Genomic DNA, 19,460 nt, shown 5'->3' with positions numbered 1-19,460 from the left:
ACTAACCTGTTTCGGTGGGCGAAGGCGGCCACTTTCAGTCGGTCACGGAGGTCGACCTCGCGGCGGAGTTGCGAAAGGTGATACTTGGTGATCGGCCCGCCTCTTCGCGGCGGAGAGCCCTTCGGCTATGCGGCCCATTTCGCCGGCATCAGCGAATCCGAATTAATTTCGGCTGCCACATATCTTTACTAGCACAGCCATAAAGCGCATGTCCACAGGCTGCCACCCCCTCACCGAGCCGCCGAGAAGGTCAGACGATCTGCCAGCTCCGCCAGGTCGCGACTGTTCTGTATATCTGCGGTCGCGAGGTCGAGACCGAGGTCTTTCTTTATCCTGAAGACCATTCTGGTGGCCAGGATCGAGTCACCGCCCAGGGCTGCGAAGTTGTCCTCCACGCCCACCGGCTCCACCCCGAGCAGGTCCTCCCAGATGCCGGCGAGCGCCAGCTCCATGGGGGTGCGGGGGGAGATGAACGTGGTCGCCGCCTGCCCTCGCCGCTCCCGGGGGTCGGGCAGCAGCTTGCGATCGACCTTTCCGTTCGCGTTGAGCGGTACGGCGTCTATGGCGTGCAGCACCGACGGCATCAGATAGTGGGGCACCCGGTCGGCGAGATACGCCATGAGTTCCTCGGCGCTCACCTCTGCGCGGGGCACGTAGTAGCCGACCAGCCGGCGCTGGGAGTCCTTGCCGAGAATCGCGGCCACGGACTGCGCGACGGACGGGTGCTCGGCCAGCACGGACTCGACCTCGCCCAGCTCGACCCGGTAGCCGTTCAGCTTCACCTGATCGTCGACCCTGCCCAGGAATTCGAGATTTCCATCCGGCAGCCATCTGCCCAGATCGCCGGTGCGATACATCCGGGCGCCGGGGCGGTCGCTGACGAAAGGATCCGGCAGGAAGCAGCTCGCCGTCAGCGCCGGTCGGCCGGCGTAGCCACGCACCACGCAGTCCCCGCCGATGAAGAGCTCTCCCGTGACGCCCACCGGCACGGGATTCATCGCCGAGTCCAGCACGTACATGGTGGTGTTCGTAATGGCACGCCCGATGGGCAGCAGATCGCGCTCGACGCGGCCCTGGGTATGGAAGACGCAGTTGCCCACCGAGGCCTCTGTCGGGCCGTACTCATTGAGGACGACCGTGTCGGGGTCCAGCCGCCGCCAGTGGGCAAGATTGCGGCTGGGAAAGGCGTCCGCACCGACGACGAGGGTGCCGGCGAGGTTCCTGGCCGCGGCCCGTCCGAGCGATTCCGAAAGAAGGTCCAGGTGGCCCGGGGTCATCTTGATGAAATTGAACGGCGCCAGCCGCTCCAGGCGGGATCCGAGTTCGTGGACCGGCAGCGTCTCCGGCAGCATGCAGACGCGCTCACCCATGATCAGCGGGGTGTACATGTTGGGCACGATCATGTCGAAGGAGAAAGAGGAGAACACCGGTGCCCCGCCGTTTCCCCGGCTCGCGTACGCCTCGACACACCAGTTCAGATAGTTGACCACGCCGGAATGCGGAACCTGGACGCCCTTCGGCTGGCCGGTCGATCCAGACGTGTACATGACGTACGCCAGGTTGTCGGGCGTGCTCAGCGGGCTGAGGTCATGAGCGGGATGACGAAGAATGTCCGCGGCCCGCGTGTCGGTGCACAGAACCCGCCAGTCCCCCTTCGGAAGCTGCGCCGCGAATTTCGCTTTGGTGACGATGAGGCGGGCCTGGGCGTCGTCGAGCAGAAATCGGAGCCGTTCTTCCGGGTAGCCGGGGTCCAGCGGCAGGTAGGCGGCACCGGACTTGAGCACGCCGAGCAAGGTGACGATCATGTCCGCGTCCCGCTCGGCATATACGCCGACCACGGACTCCGGTCCGGCCCCGAGGTCGCGCAGCTCCCTGGCCAGCCGATTCGCCCTGGCATTGAGCTCGGCATAACTGAGCTCGGCTTCGTCGCTCAGCACCGCGAGCGCGTCCGGAGTCTTGACGACCTGCTGCTCGACGAGCTCGTGCACGCATCCCCGACGCGAAAGGTCGCGGGTCGGCCCGTTCCAGTCCACCAGCATGCGCTTTCTCTCCGCGGCGCTCAGCGGCGAAAAGGCGTCAGGCAGACCGTCCGGCTCGGCCATGGCGGTCAACGTCGCGAAGTAATAGTCGCGGATCAGCATCGCCTGTGCGTCGTCCAGCCTGGCGGCCTGATAATCCAGCGCCAAGGACAACCGCCCGGACCGGGAGTTCCGGATGAACCGCGTCGAGAGCGTGAAGTTGTTGGGCTCGATCCGATGTGTGATCGAAACGTCAACGGCGGCGTCAGTGCCTGACGAGGCATATTCAAACATGGAGTCGACCAGCTCGGCGCCGCCCAGGTCCGACGTAATTCGGGAGAGCGGGTATCGACAGTACGGGAGCATGGCCTTTCCGCGGCCGGACACCCGCCGAACCAGATCCAGCCATCGTCCTCCAGACACGTCCACCCGGAGCGGCAGGACGTTCAGGAAGACGCCTCCGGCGGCGTGGGCGGAAGGGCCCTCATGGAGTGGACGCATGGCCACTCCCGTGGCGACGTCGTTGTCGCCGGTCAGCAGGCTCATCACTTTCAGGTGCGCCGCCAGCAGGACGTCTTCGACCGGCACGCCCGCTTCACCGCTCAGTTCTCGCAGTGCGGCGGTGATTCCGTCCGGGACGGGCGACTCGATCGACCGGTACGCGGTGGCGTCGCCGTCGCTTGTCGCCGCGGAGGCCGGGGCAGCCGCCGCCGGCAAGGGCTTGAGGGTGTAGCCGGAGAGGTGATCCCGCCAGCGCCCGCCGTGCTCCGCGCAGCCGATGGCCGCCCGCTCCGACGAGATGAACTCCGCGAAAACCTCGGCAGGCGGAGCGGAGGTCGCGGCCCCCGGATCGGCGAGGAGGTCCGCGTAACGGCCCAGCATCTCGCCGAGCACCCTATGCAGGCTCTCCCTGTCGAGAATCGCCTGGTGGTACACGACGGTCCACTGGAACTCATCCTCCGCCCAGCGGTGCAGCACGCAGCGCAGGAGGGGTGCCTCGGCGAGATCGAACGGCCGACGCCCCTCAGCGCGAAGCGCGGCGCGGAGCTGCCGCTCTCGCTCCTGCTCGGGCACGCCACGTAGATCGTGAACCTCGCGCTGCACCGTCGCCACCGCGTGAACGAGTTGCATCGCCTCACCGCAGGTGGTCAGGTCGAAGGAGGTCCGCAAGACGGCATGCCTGTCCACCACGTCCTGGACGGCCTGATCGAACAGCTCCAGGTCGAGCCCGACTCCGCGGACGCGCAGACTGCAGGCATTCAGATAAGGCGGTTCGTCTCCGCCTGACAGCGTGTGGTAGACGATGCCCAGCTGCAGCGTGGACATGGGATAGGCATCCGAAACCGCATGCGGCAGTTTGGCCCGATCCTTGCGCTTTACGAGCGAGAACGGTTCGCGTGCGGCTGTGCCGGCACCCACCTGGCCGGCGGGCCGGCCCTCGAACTGCCCTGGACCGTGATCTGGGTCGCTCATGAAGGCGGCTCCCCCTTTCTCGATCGGCGTCAGACTGACCGTTGCGCAGAATTCGACGGCGCCTGCTCCGGGCGGAAATCCGTGCACGTGCGCACGCAAAGCCAAATCCCTGGCCAATTCAATTCGGGATTGCGCGCCGCCCACTATGACGCAGGGCCGAGCGCGGGATCAACATTGCCGTTCAACTGCCTCGCTGCCGCAGTTGTACGCCCCGGAGCAGCGCAAAAGGCGCGCTTGACGGGCTGAGAAAGGCCCTGACACGGTAAGGCGTCCCGCGGTCCACCGGCCGCGCAAAAGGAAAAGAATGTGAGGCACCGGCATGCCGGAGATGTCAGCGCCGCCGCATATCGACCTGGTGGATCCCGAACTCTACTCACACGGTGACCCGTTCACGCAATGGCGCTGGCTGCGCGCGAACGCGCCGGTGCACTGGCAGCCGCCCTCCGACCTGCCGGGGTTCTGGTCGCTGACCCGGTACGACGACGTGCGCACCGCGTACCGGGACGCGGAGACCTTCAGCTCGGCGCAGGGAATCCTGCTGCGCCCGGTAGAGCACGGGGCGGACCCGGGGGGCGGGCGCACGCTGGCGCTGACGGACCCGCCGCGGCACCGCAAGCTGCGGGTGCTGGTCGACGAGTGGTTCGCGGTCCGCTCGATCCGCGCGCTGGAGCCGGAGATGCGCGACATCACGCGCGGCGTGGTGGACCGGGCGCTCGACCGGGGCGGCGTCGACTTCGTCGCGGACGTCGCGGCCCGCGTCCCGCTGTACGTGATCTGCCAGATGATGGGCGTGCCCGAGTCCGACTGGGAGCACCTGTACCAGCTGACCAGCCAGGCGTTCGGCGCCGGCGACCCGCTCACGCGCAGGTTCGCCCACCTGGAGATCCTCGGCTACTTCGAGACGCTGCAGGCGGCCAAGGCGGCCCGGCCCGGAGACGACCTGGTCAGCGTGCTGGCCACGGCCGAGGTGGACGGCGAGCGGCTCAGCCCGGACGACGTGATCCTCAACTGCGACAACCTGCTGGTCGGCGGCACCGAGAACACGCGGATCGCGGCCGCGGGCGGCATGCTGTCGTTCATGGAGCACCCCGGCCAGTGGCGGGCGCTGGAGGAGAGCCCGGACCTGCTGCCGTCGGCGGTCGAGGAGGTGCTGCGGTGGACGTCCACCGCCACGCACATCATGCGCACCGCGGCACGCCCCACCGAGATCCGCGGCCGGCGGATCGCGGCCGGCGACAAGGTGGTGTTCTGGCTGCCGTCGGCCAACCGGGACGAGAGCGTCTTCGACGACCCGGACGAGTTCGACGTGCGGCGGCAGCCCAACCGGCATCTGTCGCTGGGCTTCGGCGAGCACTTCTGCCTGGGCAGCGTGCTCGCCCGGGTCGAACTGCGGCTGCTGTACGGGGAGCTGCTCGCCAGGTCCGTACGCGTCGAGCCGGCCGGCGAGCCAAAGCTGCTGGACTCGATCGTGGTCAACGGCCCCGAACTGCTCCCGGTGACCATGACGCGGGGGAACGCCTAGTCCGACATGGCGACCAGGACGCGGCGGTCGCCCGTGTAGGGGCGGCGGCCGTGACCCACGGCGACGTTGTCGATCACCATCAGGTCGCCCTGCCGCCAGTCCACGTCCACGGCCAGCTCCAGCCCCCGGTCGTACACATGCCGCACGTACGCGTCGGGGATCGGGCCGCCGTCGGCGAAGGTGACGGACTGCGGCAGTTCCTCGGGCGCCAGGATCTGCGCCAGCTCCCGCGCGACGTCGTCGCCGAGCGCGGCCGGGTGGAAGTGGTCGGCCTGGTTGAACCAGACCTCGGTCCCCGTCGCCGGATGCTTGATCCAGGCTGGCCGGACGGGGCTGACCATGCGCAGGCCGCCGTCGGCGGTCCACTTCCAGTCGAAGCTCCCCGCGTCCAGGAACGCCTCCACCACCGCGCGGTCGTCGGTCTCGAACGTCTGCTTCCAGCTCCTGCCCAGGCCGAACCCGTCGTGCAGGTTCTGGGAGTAGCGGATCCCGCCGGCGAAGGCGTCGCGTACCTCCTCGTCCAGGGACTCCAGCCACAGCTCGCCGTCCACGACGGGCGTCGCGCCACCCGAGCCGGGTGTGGTGGCGCAGTAGAACAGCAGCCGTGCGGGCCAGGTGTGGCTGTAGGACAGTTCGTTGTGCATCGCGATGGTCTGTTCGCTGGGGTATTCGGTGGAGGTGTACACGTTGCCCGCGGCGACCTTCGTCCGCGGCGACGTGCCGTGCGTGTACGCCAGCCGGTTCGGCAGCAGCAGGTCCATCACGGTGTCCAGCTCCTGCTCGGCGACCTGGAAGTCGCGGAACACCACGACCTTGGCCTCCGTCAGCACGTCCCCGAAATCGCCCAGCGCGGCCAGCGCGTGCCGCAGCCCGTCCGCGCCGGTTCCCTCGCCGCCGGGCCGGACTTCCCGCGGTCTCCAGTCGCTCTGCGCGCTCATGACGTAGCCCCTTCGTGATCGGTCACACCTCGGGCGAGTATGCGGGTCCGCGGGTGGGCCCGGCGAGGGGCGTTCAAGTGCGGCGTCGCGCCAGTTGCACGGGGGTTCGACGGGCCGCAGGGCGGCGTGTCATGGTGAGCCGAATCCCTACGACGACCAGGAGCGCGCCATGCCGTTCGTGAGCACCAACGGGATCCGGCTCTCCTATCAGCGCTCGGGCACCGGCGACCCCGTGCTGCTGATCATGGGCTCGGGGGCCGCGGGTCACGTCTGGACCATGCATCAGACGCCGGCGCTCAACGCGGCCGGGTACGAGACGATCGTGTTCGACAACCGGGGCATAGCGCCGTCGAGCGTGCCGCCCGGCGACTACTCGCTCGCGGACATGGTGGCCGACACCCGAGGACTGATCAAGGCCCTGGGACTCGGGCCGTGCCGCGTCGTGGGCACGTCCATGGGCGCCATGATCGCTCAGGAGCTGGCGCTGGAGTGCCCCGAGCTGGTGCGCTCGGCGGTCCTGATCGCCACCAGGTCGCGGTCGGACGTGGCCAGGCGGGCGCTGTCCAAGGCGGACCGGGCGCTGCGGGAGAGCGGCATCGAGCTGCCCGCGGCGTACCAGGCGATGCGCACGGTCCTGGAGATGCTCTCGCCGGCGACGCTGAACGACGACCAGGCCGCCACCGGCTGGCTGGAGATCTTCGAGCTGACGGGGGGCACCGGTCGCGGCGCGGAGGGACAGCTCGGCGTGGACACCGTCGGCGACCGGCGCGAGGCGCTGCGGCGGGTGAGCGTGCCGTGCCGGGCGATCGCCTTCGCCGACGACCTGGTCTGCCCGCCGCATCTGGTCGCCGAGGTGGCCGACGCCATCCCCGACTGCGACCTGGTGGAGATCCCCGACTGCGGTCACCTGGGCAATCTGGAGCGTCCCGACGCGGTGAACGCCGCCGTCATCGAGTTTCTCGACAAGTACTGATCAGCCGGTCTGCGCCCGGACGAACCGGGCCAGCCGCTCGCACCCGTCGGCGATCTGGTCGTGCGGCAGGTAGCTGACGGACAGCCGGAGGCTGCGGTCGCCGCCACCCTGCGGGTAGAAGTACGACATCGGCGTCCAGATCACCCCGAACTCCTCCGCCGAACGCTCCAGCGCGGCATTGTCCACGCGGAATCGCACCCGGACGGTCAGGAAGAAGCCGCCGGTGGGCTCGTTCCAGCTCACGCCGAGCGCCTCGCGCTCCTCCTCCGGGAACCACGCGCCGAGCTCGCGGAGCGTGGTCCGCATCGCGTCGCCGTAGTACGCGGCCGTCTCGGCGTTCAGCTCCGCGGTACGCCCGTCCGCGGCCAGCAGCATACCCGCCACGACCGCCTGGCTCACCGGCGAGGTGTTCACCGTCACCATGCTCTTGATCTTGGACAGCTCGTCCGCCAGCAGCCCGCCGCCCGCGACCGGCTGGTCGGCGACCGCGTATCCGACGCGGGCGCCGGGGAAGAGCGTCTTGGCGAACGAGCCGAGCTGCACCACTCGCCGCTCCCGGTCGAGGGACTTCAGCGTCGGCAGCTGCCGGCCGGGGCTGACCAGCCGGTACGGGCTGTCCTCCAGGATCAGGATGTCGTGCCGCGCGGCCAGTTCGAGCAGTTCCTCCCGCGCGCGCAGGGGCATGGTGGCGCCGGACGGGTTCGAGTGGTCGGGCACCACGTAGAAGGCGCGGGGGCGGCGGCCGCGGGCCCGCTCTGCGCGGATCGCCGCTTCCAGGTCGGCGCAGCGCAGCCCGTCCGCGCCCTCCTCCACCACGGCCGTGGTGACGTCGAGCAGGCGGGCCGCGCCGGTGATGCCGACGTAGCAGGGGCTGGAGACGAGCAGCACGTCCTCGGGCCCCGAGATGAGGGCGCGCACGGCGAGCAGCATCGCCTCCTGGGCGCCGACGGTCACCACGATGGCCTCGGCGGGCACGTCCACGTTCTCCTCGGCGCGCAGCGAGGCGGCGATCAGCTCCCGGATCTGGCCGCTGGTCGGGCCGTACTGGAAGAGCGCGGAGCGGACCTGGCCGGGCGTGGCGCCGCCGTCCTCCAGATGGCGGATGTAGCGGCGCAGGTGCGTGAAGACGTGCTCGGTCTCGAAGAACCCGTCGTACGGGCGGCCGGGGGCGAAGGAGATCGCGTCCGGGTAGCGGTGGGTGATCTCGTTGAGGAACGTCATGGTGTCGAGCAGCGGGTCGTTGAGGCTGCCGTGCAGGTCCTCCCGCCGCAGCACGCGGCCGCCCGCCTGGACGGCCGGGGCGGGCGCGCCCGCGACCGGCACGGGAGCCTGCTCGGGAGCTTGAACCGCGACCTGGGCGGGAGCACCGACGAGAGCGGGTCCGGCGTCGCGGGGCGTGGGGACGCCGGTGAGCAGCATGGCCTCCGTCAGCTCCTCGGTGACGATGGCGAGGACGCCCGCCACCCCGTCCGCCCCGCCGGCCGCCAGGCCGTGCAGCACGGGCCGGCCGAGCAGCACGGCGTCGGCCCCCAGGGCCAGCGCCACCAGGACGTCGCCCCCGCGGCGGACCCCGCCGTCGAGGAGCACGGCCCCGCGCCCGGACACCGCCGCCGCGACCTCCGGCAGCACGTCGAGCGTGGCGGGGGCGCCGTCGAGCTGCCTGCCGCCGTGGTTGGAGACCACGACGCCGCACGCGCCCGCCTCGATCGCCCGCACCGCGTCGGAGCCGGTCAGTACGCCCTTGACCAGCACCGGAAGCGAGCTGATCGAGCGCAGCCACGCGACGGCGGACCAGTCGAGCGCGGCGTCGAACTCGGCGAGCGCGTGCCCGCCGGGTGAGGAGAAGCCGGTGCCGTCGAGGTTGGCCGGCTCGACGCCGGGCGGCAGCCGGAAGCCGTTGCGCAGGTCGCGAACCCGGCGGCCGAGCCTGGGCGCGTCGGCGGTGAGGACCAGCGCCTCGAACCCGGCCCGCTCCGCGCGCTCCACGAGCCGCCGCGTGCCGGCGCGGTCGCGGAAGCAGTACACCTGCAGCCACAGCGGCCCGCCGGCGACCGCGGCGATGTCCTCGAAGGTCCGGCCGGCGAAGGTGCTCACCACGAACGGCACACCGGCCCTCGCCGTGGCGACCTCGCCCTCAGGATGCGCGAGCGTGTGGTAGGCCATGGGCGCGATGCCGACCGGCGCTGCCCACACCCGCCCGAGGACCTCGGTCTTGGTGTGCGGCAGGCCGAGCCCGGTCAGGACGCGGGGCCGCAGCCGTACCCGGTCGAAGGCCGCCACGTTGGCGGAGAGCGTGCGTTCGCCGCCCGCGCCGCCTTCCACGAAGTCCCAGACGGCGAGGTCGAGCCGCTCCCGCGCGGCGGCGGCGTAGTCCGCCAGGGTCAGCGGGGTCGTCATCCGGCACTCAGCCGGTCGCGCTGGACGGCCTCGTACAGGGCCTTGATGTTGGCGCTGCCGAATCCGCGCGAGCCCAGCCGCTGGATAAGCTCGTAGAAGAGCGTGTTGCGCTCGTACGGCGAGCGGCTGAACAGCTGGAGCAGCTGCCCCCACTCGTCGTGGTCGGCCAGCACCTGCGCCTTCCGCAGGTCGGCGATCTGCGCCTCGCCGCCGTCGAAACGCTCGGCGAGCAGGTCGTAGTAGGAGTCGGGGGTGGTCAGGAAGTCGACGCCGCGCTCGCGGCACTCGTACACGGCCGCGACGATGTCCTCCACGAGGAAGGCCAGGTGCTGCACGCCGGGCCCGCCGTTGCGCTCCAGGAACGCGTCGAGCTGCCCGCCGTCCTTGGCCGGGTCCGGCGCGACCAGGGTGAACGTGACGCGTTCCGACGCGCTGCGCACGACGATGGAGTCCATCGCCTGCCCGCCCACGGCCACGTACTCGGAGGAGTAGCGGGAGAAGCCGAAGGCGTCGTGGTAGTAGTCGGCGTACTCGTCGAGCCGGCCGCCTTCGACGCAGACGGCCACGTGGTCCAGGAGCCTGACGCGGCCCTCGTACGTGGAGGACGCGCCCGGGGAGGTGACCCAGTTGCGTCCGGGGGGCGCCACCGCGGCCGGGTCGTCCATGGGCGGGTGCAGGGTGTGGGTGACGCCGCCGAACCCGGGCACGACCGGGTTGCCGCGCGCCTCGCTGACCGGCCCGGCGCCCGCCGCGACGACCGCGTCGCGGGTACGCGCCACGTCGTCGCAGGTCATGCCCAGGTCGGCGATGCCGTCGCCGTGGTCGTCCAGGAACTTCCAGATCCCGTGGCCGGAGGTGACGACCAGTTGCACCTGGCCCTGCCGCAGCAGCACGGAGCTCCGGTCCACCTCCACGGAGTCGGCGACGCGGGTGAAGCCCATGGCCGTGACGAAGTAGTCGACCGCCGAGATCTTGTCGCGCACGTACAGCTCGACGTACGAGATGTCTTGCACAGCCATGGGATACCTCCTGCAGAACCGATGGCCACTTCGTGGGGATGTCCGGGGGCAGGCTGTCAGGCGGCTACCAGCGCCACTCCTGCTTCTTGAACAGGTGACCGGCCTTGATGTTGCGATCGGCGCACCAGGTGAGGAACTCCTCGATCTGCTTGATCTGGTACGTGTCCTCGTTGTAGGTGGTGGCCATGACGTGGCCGAGCCAGTCCTCCTCGCCCATGGCGTAGATGTAGGCCTCCTTGGCGCCCAGCTCCGTCATGATCGCGGCGGCCTGCTCGGCGTTCGAGCCCGACAGCTTGCGCGAGTCGCTCATCTTCTTGGGGATCGGGATGGTGAGCAGCGCCTGATAGAGCCAGGTGAGCGGCGCGCCGTCGCACTCCATGCCGAGGAAGGCCAGGTCCGCCGTGCCCAGGTGGTTCTTGATGTAGCGGTAGAGCGTCGGGTCGATGCCGGAGGAGTCGGCGCCGATGAAGACGTTCTTGCCGGCCACCTCCGCCCAGTAGGTCGACTTGGCGCGGATGTCCAGGTCGCAGTGCTCGCCGAGGAACGGCGTGGCGGTCACCTTGCCGCCCGGGAACGGCACCTCGTCGAAGTCGTCCACCTCGACCACCGGGAAGCCCTGGTGCCGGAGCATCAGGGCCATCGACGGGTCGCACAGGTTGCCGCGCGAGGACCGCGGCACCACGACGGCGCCGACGCGGCCGCGGAGCTGGAGCAGCGTCTCCAGCACGATGTGATCCTGGTGCCCGTGCGTGATCAGCACCAGGTCGATGTAGTCGGGCAGGTCGTCCAGCGTGTAGCGGTCACCCGCCGTGCTGTCGGCGCTGATGAACGGGTCGGTCACGATGGCGGCCTCGGGCGTCTGGAGCACGAGGCAGGCGTGCCCGAAGTACCGCACCCGGCCGCCGGACTGGATGTGCCGGTCGGGGGCCAGGCTGGGGCGGTCGCTGAGCATCGTCGACAGCTGCGCCGCCTGGGCGTCGTCGAGCCCGAGCGCCTCGCGCAGGTGGCTCAGCGTGGTGGACCGCACGCGGGTCTTGAACAGCTCCTCCAGGCCGGGGTGGCGGAAGGGGATGTCCAGCTCGAGCACGTCCGGCGAGGGCAGGCGCGGCGTGCTGAGGATGAACGGGCGCTCGATCCCGGTCTCGAAGGACAGCTGCACCGACTGGCGGGCCTCGGCGTAGACGTTGCTGCGGTAGACGAGCGGCTCCATGAAGCGCAGCTGCGCCTGGTTGTCGGTGTCGTACGCCAGCTCGACCAGCCCGCCGAGCTCGGCGGGAAGCTTCGGGTAGACCGGCGTGAGATCGAACCCGGTCGCGCTCGCGCGCAGGATCTCCTGACCGGAGACGACGGCGTCGGCGAAGCGCAGCATGTCGGCCCGGTCCCGCCGGATCGTGGCGAGCAGGTCACGCACCTCGTCGGCGCGGCTCTCGGCGATGTTGATGAAGTAGCCGCCGCGCAGCTCCGGGTTGTTGCTGGCCGCCACGTGCACCGCCGGCGACTGCAGGTACGACTCCAGCATCGGCACCTGGAGAAACGCCAGATTCATCGCGGCCTGCACGGGCGCGATGGTGTGCGGCCAGGCGAAGAACCTGTCCACCAGTGGTTCGACTATGACTTTCGACCGCAGAAACAACTGCTCATCAGCCATCTGCGCGCCTCCTTCCAGGAGAACCCGACAACTGCAAAATGGACCCACCACCCGGCGAACCGAAGAATGACCTGGGCACGCGTGAGCGGGCAAGGCGTCTGTTCAACTGTCGCGCGGCGGCACTTGAACGCGGAAATGCGAAAAAGAACGGCACGCCGATTTCGCAATACGCGGGCCGCGCGGTGGAATACGGCACCACCGTACGTCTATGGTCCGAAACCGACCGGGCACTCGACGCCCGATTCTCCGGACGGGATGGGCGCTGCCGTTATGCACTCGGCTTTGGTGATCGGCACAGGACTGATGGGCACCTCGGTGGCCCTCGCCCTGCGCGCCCACGCCGTGACCGTGCACCTGCGCGACGTCGACCCCGGCGCGGCGCGGACCGCGGCCTCGCTGGGCGCCGGCACCGAGCTCCCGCCGTCGCGGCCCGTGGACCTGGCGGTCGTGGCGGTGCCCCCGCCCCACGTCGCCAGGGTGCTGGCGGAGGTGCAGGCGGAGGGCGTGGCCGTCCATCACACCGACCTGGCCAGCGTGAAGGCCGAACCCCAGCAGGAGGCCATCAATCTGGGCTGCGACACCTCGCGCTACATCGGCGGGCATCCGATGGCCGGAGCCGCGCACAGCGGCCCGCTCAAGGCCAGGGCCGACCTGTTCGAGGGGCGGATGTGGGCGCTCACGCCGACGGCCGACACCGGCACCGAGACGCTCAACACGGCTCTGGAGCTGGTGGCGCTGTGCGACGCGGTGCCGGTGGTCATGCAGGCCGCCGCGCACGACCGGGCCGTCGCGCTGGTCTCGCACGCGCCGCACGTCGTGGCCAGCCTGGTCGCCATGCGCATGGAGGGCGCAGGAGAGCGCGAGGTGAGCCTGGCCGGACCCGGGCTGCGGGACCTGACCAGGATCGCCGAGGCCGACCCCGCGCTGTGGCTGGACATCCTGGGCGCCAACGCCCGGGTGGTGGCCGGCCTGCTCGAAGAGCTCGGCGCCGACCTCGAACGCGTGGTCGCCGCGCTGCGCGCCGCGGCCGACGGCGACGCCGCCGCACGGGCGGCGGGCCTGACCGCGGTCGAGGACGTCCTGCGCCGCGGCCGCTCGGGACGCGCCCGCATCTCCGGCAAGCACGACGCCCAGCCTGAACGGTTCGAGCTGGTCACCGTCGTGATCGGGGACCAGCCAGGCGAGCTGGCCCGCCTGTTCGCCGACGCCGGACACGCCGGGGTGAACATCGAGGACGTCCGCATCGAGCACGCCACCGGCCAGCCGGCCGGCCTGGTCCACATCAGCGTCACACCCGGCCTGGCCGCGCCGCTGAGCAAGGCACTGCGGGGCCAGGGATGGCGGCAGCGCTAGCCGCCGGGGCCGGACCGAGAGGAGGATGCGTGACGGCGTACTCGCGTGGTGCCGCCCGGCTGCTGCTCGCGCCCGTCACCATCACCGCCACCAAGCCGCTGCTGCCCACCCACATCAAGGGCTTCCTGTGGGTGGACACGCTCTATCGGGGGACGCGGCTGGTGCGCGACCTGGAGTACTACTGGAATCCGCGCGCCGCGAACCTGACCGGGCAGACGATCCAGTTCTGGGACCACCTCGACCGCCGCCACGCGCACCTCGACCACGACGCCCTGTCCGCCGACGAGCTCGGCCGCCTGTACGTGAGCTTCCACGCCTCCGGCGACGCCCGCCCGATGAACCTGCTGCGGGACTACACCGAACGGATCGAGCGCGAGGGCTGGGTGCACCCGGCCACCCGCGCGGCCACCAGCGACTGGAAACGGCAGCTCGACCTGCTCGGCGTGCACGACCCCGGCCTGACCGCCGACCGGCCAGCGCGGCTGTCCATCGACGAGACCGTCGAGCTGCTGGCGCGGCGCCACCTGTGCGTGGACCACCGCGGCCACGGCGGGCCCGCCTACCTGGACGGCACCCGGTGGGGGATGCCGCTGCGCACGGTGGTCGGCACCGACGGTCATGCCAACTACCTGCTGGTCATCCTGCGGGACCTGCTCCCCCGCCTGGCCGACGGCGACCGGGTGCTGCTGGTCTACGACGACGACCTGTCCCACGACTACGCGCTGCTGGCGCGGGTGCTCGGCGCGCTGGGAGCACGCCCGTCGCGGCTGCCGCTGGGCCGCGTCCCGCTCGGCGGCGTCATCCGCTCCAGCCGGCACGGCGGCTGGGACGGCCACACCATCGGCCGCCTGGCCGGCCTGTGCCTGGAGGAGTTCGACGAGGCCGCCTACCGGCTCGGGATGCGGCTGTACTTCATCGCCATGCTCAAACGCACCTCCGCCGAGCCGTTCCGCCTCGACCTGCTGCGCCGCGCCCTGACGCGGGCCGCCCGGATGCTGCGCGAGGCCGACGGCCGGCTTGAGCCGGCCGACCGGCTGCTCGGATGCGCCACGCCCGCGGGCTGGATCGACCCCTACCGCCTCACCGACGGCCTGTTCGCGCGGCGCGCCTCGGCGTCCCTGCTCGGCCAGGTCTACCTGTGACGCGCCGACGAGAACCAGGAGAGCCATGACCACCGACCTTTCGCTCGCCTCCCCCGCGGAGCGCGCCGCGGCGTACCGGCGGCGGGTCCTGCAGGAAAGCGGCAAGGCGCTCGGCTCGCTGGACAGCCCTCGCGCCGCGCAGGACGCGGTGCTGGCCGAGATCCTCGCGGCCAACGCGGGCACCGCCTTCGGCCGCGAGCACGACCTGGGCAAGGTGCGGGACGTGGCCGGCTACCGACGGGCCACGCCGATCCGCGGCCACGAGGAGTTCCGGCCGTGGCTGGAGCGCGTGCACGCGGGCGAGCGGCAGGTGCTGACGAGCGAGGAGCCCGCGGCGTTCTTCGCCAGCAGCGGCACGACCGGCGGGGAGAAGAGCATCCCCGTGACCGCGACCTTCCTGCGGCGCTGCTTCCTGCCGTTCTACTTCGCGGGGTTCGCGCAGCTCGTACGGCATCATCCGGACCTGCTGCAACGCGACGACGCCGTCCTGAACCTGTGGCAGGACCCGCACTCGCCGACCGGCCGCACCGCCGGGGGCCGGCCGCACATCGGGCCGAGCCAGCTCGACTTCGCCAAGGCGGGCGAGGAGCTGGCCGTCGGGCTCGGCAACCGGGCCCCGTGGAGCCGCCTGCCCGGCGAGCTCGCGGAAGCCGGGCCATGGGAACGCTCCTACCTGCGGCTGCGGCTGGCCGCCGAGCACGACGTGCGCGGCGTCATCGCGGTCAACCCGGCGATCGCCGCCGCCCTGCCGCACCAGCTCGCGCACTGGTGGCCCCGCATCGTCCAGGAGATCAGGGACGGGACGGTCGGCGGCGTGGCGACGTGGCCTCCCGATCCCGGGCGGGCCGCCGAGCTGGAGCGCATCGCCGAGCGCCGTGGCGGGCTGCGGCCCGCCGACGTGTGGCCGCGGCTGGAGCTCCTGCTGACCTGGAACACCTACGTCTCCCGCCTCTACCTGCCGCGGCTGCGCGAGGACTATGGCGCCGAGCTGCGGATCCGCCCCGCACCCATCGGGTCGTCGGAGGGGCCGCTGGCCGTACCGGTGGGCGAGCGGGAGAGCGGCGGGGCGTTGATGGTGACCGGTTGCCTGTACGAGTTCATTCCCGCCGACGAGCCGATCACCCCGTGGAGCGACACCCTGGAGCCGCACGAGCTCGTGGAGGGCCAGGAGTACCACGTGGTGGTGTCGCACGTCGGAGGCATGTACCGGTGCGCGGTGCGCGACGTCGTCAAGGTGATCGGGTTCGCCGGGGCGACGCCGCTGGTGGAGTACTCCTGCCGCGCCGGCCTGGTCTCCGTGGCGGGCGAGCGGGTGCGCGAGTCGCACGTCCTGCGCGCGGTCGCGGCGGCGTCCGAGGTCACCGGCCTGGCCGCCCGCGACGTGATGTACCGCGCGCTGCCCGGCGCGGACCGTGCCCGGCCGGGCTCGGACATCCCCGCGGACCGGGCGTTGCCGGGCGGGCATGAGGCGGCCGTGGCCTTCGAGGTGCCGCTTTCCGAGCCGGAGGTGCGGGCGTTCCGTGCCGCGCTCGACGAGGAGCTGTGCCGGGAGGCGCCCGGTTACGCCGGCGCGCGCCGCTCGGGCGCCCTGGCCGCGCCGCTGGTGCACCCGGTGGCCCCGGAGGCGTTCTGGCGGGAGTGGCGGCGCCGCGTGGAGGCGGGCGAGCGGCCCACCCGCGTCAAGGACCGGGTGTTCCGCGCCGACCCGCAGGTGTGGACGCGCGTGCTGGGCGGAGCCGAGGAGGCCGGCGTTGGCTGAGACCCTCGAACCCCAGGCCGGCCCGCTGAGCCAGGCGGCGTACCCGAGCATGCCGGGCCGCGGCCAGTACACCGAACGGGCCAGACGCACCCTGCTGGAGTGGCTGCGGGCCACCACGAGCGCCCCGCTGCGCTCGCTGGAGCAGTCCACGATCGACCCGCGCTCGCTGCCGGGCAACGTGGAGAACTTCGTGGGCGTGGTCGAGGTCCCGGTCGGCCTGGCCGGGCCGCTGCTGTTCACCGGCCGCGACGCGCAGGGGCTGATCACGGCGCCGCTGGCCACCACCGAGGGCGCGCTGGTGGCGTCGGTGTCGCGCGGCGCCAAGGCGATCACCCTGGCGGGCGGGGTGACGAGCCAGGTCATCGCGCAGCGGATGACGCGGGCACCGGTGTTCGAGTTCGCCGGGCTGAGCGAGGCGGCCGAGTTCGCCCGGTGGATCGTGCGGCACGAGGATGAGCTGCAGCGGCGGGTGGCCGAGGTGTCGGCGCACTCGCGGCTGACCCTGGTCGACCCGGTCCAGCTCGGCAGGGCCGTACACGTGCGGTTCTGCTACGAGACGGCCGACGCCGGCGGGCAGAACATGACGACCGCGGCCACCTGGCGGGCCTGCCAGTGGATCAACGAGCGGCTCGCCGCCATGCCGGGGCTCGCGCCGACCTGGTTCGCCATCGAGGCGAACCTGAGCGGCGACAAGAAGTTCACGAACCTCAACATGATCGCCGGCCGGGGCACCCGGGTGGTGGCGGAGTGCGTGCTGGACCGCACGACGATCCGCCGCGTGCTCAAGAGCACCCCCGAGGCGGTCGACCGGCTCTACCGGCACAGCGTGGTCGCCGGGCAGCAGGCCGGCATGGCGGGCCACGACATCGACGCGGCGAACGTCATCGCGGCCATCTTCGTCGCGACCGGGCAGGACATCGCCAGTGTGTACGAGTCCGGCACCGGCCTGTTCTCGGTGGACGTGTCGGAGGGCGACCTGCGGGCCACGCTGGTCCTGCCGAGCCTGGTCACGGGTGTCGTCGGGGGCGGCACGAGACTGGCGCGGCAGCGCGACTACCTGGAGGTGCTCGGCTGCCGCGGCAACGGGCACTCCGGCCGCTTCGCGGAGATCATCTGCGGTTTCGCTCTGGCGCTCAACCTGTCCACGATGGCGGCCATCGCGGGCGGCCAGTTCGCCGACGCGCACGAACGGCTCGGCCGCGGGCGCCGGGTGAGCTGGCTCACCCGCGCGGACCTCGGCGCGCCCCTGCTGCGGCCGATGCTGGCTCAGGTCATGGACGCGCCGGCCCTGGAGGTGACCGGGGTCGACTGGATCGACGACGCGCCGGGGTCGAGCCTGATCACCGAGCTCACCTCCCGCGCCGAACGCCGCAAGACCACCGGCGTCCTGCCCGTCCGCGTGGCCTGGGAGCGGGACGCGGGCGGCGACGCCGAGCAGGCCGACCTCGTGCTCAAGGTCAAGCCGCTCGACCAGGAGGTGATCATCGAGGCGGCCAAGATCGCCTCGCTGAGCGGCGGCCGGCTCGCCGACGTCTATCCGCGCTGGCGCGAGTGGACCGGCTTCAAGGGCCTGCACACCCGGGAGCTGGCCGTCTACCGGACGACGGAGCCCGCGCTGCGCTCGGTGCTGCCCTTCACGTACGGGGTGCACGAGGACCCCGGGCGGGAGGCGTACGTGATCGCGATGGAGCGGCTCGGGCCCGGCGTGCGGCTCAAGGACACCGCGGACACGCCGGAACGCTGGCGCACGCAGGACGTGGCGGCGGCCGTGCGCGGCATCGCGGGCGTGCACGCGGCCTGGCTGGGCCGCCACGACGAGCTGCGCGCCCTGGTCGGGCCGGTGCAGACCGCCGAGCGCATGGCGGCCATGCGCGAGCTGTGGACGGCGCTGCTGGAGCACGGCGCGGCCGAGCACCCGGAGCTGCTGGACGGCGCCGCGGCGCACCGGCTGCGGCGGATCGTGGCCGGGATCCCCGAGTGGTGGCGGCGGCTGGAGTCGATGCCCCGCACGCTGGCGCACAACGACTTCAATCCGCGCAACATCGCCCTGCGCTCCGCGTGCTCGAGCCTGGTGGCCTACGACTGGGAGCTGGCGACCCTGCACGTGCCGCAGCGGGACCTGGCGGAGCTGCTGGCCTTCGTGCTGCCGCCGGACGTACGCGAATCGGAGGTCGTCGCGTTCCTCGACCTGCACCGCGAGGCGACGGGCCACGCGGCCGGCCCACGGGCGTGGCGGGAGGGCTACCGCCTGGCGCTGTGGGACTTCGCGGTCACGCGGCTCCTGCTCTACGTCATGGTGCACGGGCAACGGGAGCTGCCGTTCCTGCCCCGCCTCATGGCAACGACCCTGCGCCTGATCGCCATCGAGGACGCCGCCGCCGGGGACGACAGTGCGGGCTGAGCGCCGCGTCGAGCTGGCGCGGGTGGCGCTGGTCGGCATCGACGGGTCCGGCAAGAGCACCTGCGCCCGGCTGCTCGCCGGGCTCCCCGGGCGGGACCACGTCGTGCTGTCGTGCCTGCGCCCGCACGAGAACCCCGGCGGGCCGCTCCACGAGCTGTCCCGTCACCTCGACACGCTGTCGGCGCAGGCCGATCTCGTCGGCAGTCCCGACCTCAAGCTGGCCGTCCTCTACCTGCAGATGTGCACCTACGGGGTGGCGGAGCGACACTTCCTGCGCGGTCCGGCCCGCGCGATCGTCACCGAACGCCACCCGCTCATCGACGCGCTCACCTACCTGCCGCTCTACCGCGACGTCATCGAGCGGATGAGCGTCCCCGGCCGCCCGGCGACGCTGCGCGAGCAGCTCGGGCGCATGCCGGAGAGCGCCGTCGAGGCCGCGCTCGCCTGGTGCGAGAGGCTGGGCCGGCGACCCGGCGGGCGCGCGCCGCGGCTCGACACGCTCGGCGCCGAGCTCGTCGGCCTGCTGCGGCTGCCGCCCGGGGAGCTGATCGCCGAGCTGGCGGACCGCTTCGCGGTCGCGCCACCCGACGTCGCGATCCTGCTCGACATCGACGTCGCCGAGGCCGTCCGCCGGGTCCGGGCCCGCGACCGCCGCCCAGAGCCACACGAGCGCCCCGACCTGCTGGCCCGGATCAGGGACGGCTACGAGGAGGCACTCAAGGCGCTCCCGGTACGGGTGCACCGCGTCCGCGTCGACGGCCGCTCCGCCCCGGACGTGACCACCGAGATCGCCCGCCTCGCCGCCCTATGAACCCAC

General features: G+C 71.7%; 12 protein-coding genes. 7 read left to right on the top strand and 5 right to left on the bottom strand.

The window, feature by feature from the left end; all coding sequences use genetic code 11:
- Positions 1-230: 230 nt before the first annotated feature.
- Entirely contained in the window at positions 231-3,590 is a 3,360-nt protein-coding gene (locus ABZS69_RS16790; RefSeq protein ID WP_355372494.1) for an amino acid adenylation domain-containing protein, read from the bottom strand.
- A gap of 220 nt (positions 3,591-3,810) precedes the next feature.
- Here ABZS69_RS16790 and ABZS69_RS16785 point away from each other — a divergent pair, with 220 nt between their 5' ends.
- Positions 3,811-5,013, top strand: a complete 1,203-nt coding sequence (locus ABZS69_RS16785; RefSeq protein ID WP_355372491.1) for a cytochrome P450 — start codon at positions 3,811-3,813, stop codon at positions 5,011-5,013.
- Here ABZS69_RS16785 and ABZS69_RS16780 read toward each other — a convergent pair.
- Positions 5,010-5,951, bottom strand: coding sequence for a TauD/TfdA family dioxygenase (locus ABZS69_RS16780; RefSeq protein ID WP_355372487.1), 942 nt, complete (start codon positions 5,949-5,951; stop codon positions 5,010-5,012). The two genes, ABZS69_RS16785 and ABZS69_RS16780, sit on opposite strands and share 4 nt — an antisense overlap.
- A 169-nt stretch (positions 5,952-6,120) precedes the next feature.
- Between ABZS69_RS16780 and ABZS69_RS16775 the strand changes: the two genes are divergently transcribed.
- A complete protein-coding gene (locus ABZS69_RS16775; RefSeq protein WP_355372484.1) occupies positions 6,121-6,924 on the top strand; it encodes an alpha/beta fold hydrolase in 804 nt (267 codons plus the stop codon).
- Here ABZS69_RS16775 and ABZS69_RS16770 read toward each other — a convergent pair whose 3' ends face one another.
- The 3 genes from ABZS69_RS16770 to ABZS69_RS16760 all read right to left on the bottom strand — a co-directional run bounded on the left by ABZS69_RS16770 (position 6,925) and on the right by ABZS69_RS16760 (position 11,988).
- Positions 6,925-9,321 (bottom strand): aminotransferase class I/II-fold pyridoxal phosphate-dependent enzyme, encoded by a 2,397-nt coding sequence (locus ABZS69_RS16770; protein ID WP_355372482.1) that lies wholly within the window; start codon positions 9,319-9,321, stop codon positions 6,925-6,927.
- Complete coding sequence (hppD, locus tag ABZS69_RS16765; RefSeq protein WP_355372479.1) at positions 9,318-10,340, bottom strand: 4-hydroxyphenylpyruvate dioxygenase; 1,023 nt, start codon at positions 10,338-10,340, stop codon at positions 9,318-9,320. Before hppD ends, ABZS69_RS16770 begins: the two co-directional genes overlap by 4 nt.
- A gap of 64 nt (positions 10,341-10,404) precedes the next feature.
- The gene (locus ABZS69_RS16760; RefSeq protein WP_355372476.1) at positions 10,405-11,988 is read right to left on the bottom strand and encodes an MBL fold metallo-hydrolase; all 1,584 of its coding nucleotides are present in this window, start codon (positions 11,986-11,988) and stop codon (positions 10,405-10,407) included.
- 255 nt (positions 11,989-12,243) lie between these two features.
- On the opposite strand from ABZS69_RS16760, the gene ABZS69_RS16755 reads away from it, so the two are divergent.
- The 5 genes from ABZS69_RS16755 to ABZS69_RS16735 are packed head-to-tail and all read left to right on the top strand — an operon-like array spanning position 12,244 to position 19,454.
- Positions 12,244-13,341 carry a prephenate dehydrogenase gene (locus ABZS69_RS16755; RefSeq protein ID WP_355372473.1) on the top strand — a complete coding sequence of 366 codons (1,098 nt, stop codon included), beginning with the start codon at positions 12,244-12,246 and terminating at the stop codon, positions 13,339-13,341.
- Positions 13,342-13,370: 29 nt separating this feature from the next.
- A complete protein-coding gene (locus ABZS69_RS16750) occupies positions 13,371-14,483 on the top strand; it encodes a hypothetical protein (protein ID WP_355372470.1) in 1,113 nt (370 codons plus the stop codon).
- 25 nt (positions 14,484-14,508) lie between these two features.
- On the top strand, positions 14,509-16,242 hold the full coding sequence (locus tag ABZS69_RS16745) for a GH3 auxin-responsive promoter family protein (RefSeq protein WP_355372467.1): 1,734 nt from the start codon (positions 14,509-14,511) through the stop codon (positions 16,240-16,242).
- Positions 16,235-18,643, top strand: a complete 2,409-nt coding sequence (locus ABZS69_RS16740) for a phosphotransferase (RefSeq protein WP_355372464.1) — start codon at positions 16,235-16,237, stop codon at positions 18,641-18,643. Before ABZS69_RS16745 ends, ABZS69_RS16740 begins: the two co-directional genes overlap by 8 nt.
- Entirely contained in the window at positions 18,633-19,454 is an 822-nt protein-coding gene (locus tag ABZS69_RS16735; RefSeq protein ID WP_355372461.1) for a hypothetical protein, read from the top strand. The genes ABZS69_RS16740 and ABZS69_RS16735 overlap by 11 nt, the downstream gene beginning before the upstream one ends.
- Positions 19,455-19,460: the final 6 nt, after the last annotated feature.

The organism is Nonomuraea sp. NPDC005650, from assembly GCF_040605375.1.
Taxonomy (GTDB): Bacteria; Actinomycetota; Actinomycetes; order Streptosporangiales; family Streptosporangiaceae; genus Nonomuraea.
The sequence above is the reverse complement of the archived record's forward strand: the minus strand, read 5'-3'. Positions and strand labels throughout refer to the sequence as shown.